Origin of the sequence: Luedemannella flava, assembly GCF_039528515.1 — a bacterium.
Lineage (GTDB): Bacteria > Actinomycetota > Actinomycetes > Mycobacteriales > Micromonosporaceae > Luedemannella > Luedemannella flava.
Genome location: NZ_BAAALT010000118.1, coordinates 1 through 1,394, shown reverse-complemented (window position 1 = coordinate 1,394; position 1,394 = coordinate 1). Strand labels below are relative to the sequence as shown.

The following is a 1,394-nucleotide window of genomic DNA, read 5'->3' as shown; positions in this document are numbered from 1 at the left end:
CCCGTCGCCGGGCGGGCGCCGGGCGGCGACTGCCACGGGCCGCCCGCCGGGGTGGCGCCGGTCAGGTCGGGGTCGGCCTCGGCGCCCGGCGCGGGCGGGACCAGGTGGTACGCCGGCTCGTGGTCGGGTTCGGCGGGGGTGGCGACGTCGTAGTAGGCCTCGTCGCGGGGCGGTGCGCCGGCGTCGGCGCGGAACGCGGTGAAGACCGGCGGAATGTACGCCGTCGGTGGGCCGGGCGGATCCTCCGGCGGCGGCGCGGGCGCCTCCTCGGGCGCCTCGGGTCCGCCCGTGCCGCGCGGGGCCACCCGGTCCCAGAAGATCTTCGGCTTGTCGGGCCGGCGTACGGACGCCTCCAGGGGCAGCACCATGCCGCGCCGGGGCCACTTGTGCACCGGCGTGTTGCCGGCACGCACCCGCACGCGCACCGGCGGGCTGTCGCCGAGGGCCACGTCGAGCTCCATCTCGCAGGTGCCCACAATGCTCTTCGTGGGCGCCGCGGACGCCCAGACGACCCTGCCCTGGCCGGGCACCGGCGGGTCGGCCTGCCGGTATCCGATGAGGACGACGCCGACCGCCACGAGCACGAGCAGCAGCAACGCGACCAGCACCAGGTTGATGTTGCCGGCGCCGATACCCATGGCCGTCATGAACACGGCGATGAGGACCGCGCCCGCGACCGTCATCCACTGACCGTCGGTCAGCTGGCGGCCCCGCCCCTTGCGCATGACGACCTCCCCACCGCGACGAAAGCACCCATTCGGCAGAACCCGTACGCTGCCTTGAAGAATTTCAGCACAGCCGACCCGCCGCGGTCGATGTGTAGGAAGTGGACAGTCGGCCGCACCTGGGGGGCGTATGGCGCGCGCGTTGTGGCCGTACCGCCGGTGGCCCGGGCGGGCATTGCTTGCTCAGGTACTGGTCGCGCAGGGTGTGCTGGTCGTGGTCTGGCTGTGCCGGCACGCGCCGGTCCTGATCTTCGCGGGCATCTGCCTGCTCGGGCTCGCGATCCTGGTCGCCACGTTCGGGCGTAGCGACGGGCAGTGGTTCGCGGCGCACCTGTGGCGCCGGGTCCGGTACGTGCGCCGCCGGCGTCGGGCCGCCGTCGAGGTGCTCGCGGGTGAGCTGGGGCGCGCGCACGCCGACCCGCTCGACGCCCGGCTGCGGTCGCTGGCCCCCGGGCTGGTGCTCACCAGCGTCGGGGACGTGGGCGTCGGGCTCGACGAGGGCGGCTGGTTCGCCGCGGTCGAGGCGGGTGCCGGGGCCGGGCTGCCGCTGGCCGAGGTCGCCGCCCGGGTCGGGTGGTCGCGGTCGGACGCGGTCGACACCGGGCTGTCGGCCGTCCAGGTCGTCGTGCCCGGCGGGCCGGCGCCGACCGGGGCGTGGGTGGCGGTGCG

2 protein-coding genes are annotated in these 1,394 nt (G+C 75.9%); one reads left to right on the top strand and one right to left on the bottom strand.

Annotated elements, in window-relative coordinates; translation table 11 throughout:
* Positions 1-725 (bottom strand): hypothetical protein (locus ABD211_RS19330; protein WP_344133589.1); only part of this gene is annotated, 725 nt, incomplete at its 3' end.
* A 130-nt stretch (positions 726-855) separates the two neighbouring features.
* Here ABD211_RS19330 and ABD211_RS19325 point away from each other — a divergent pair.
* The coding region (locus ABD211_RS19325; RefSeq protein WP_425560463.1) for a hypothetical protein at positions 856-1,394 on the top strand (539 nt) is incomplete at its 3' end.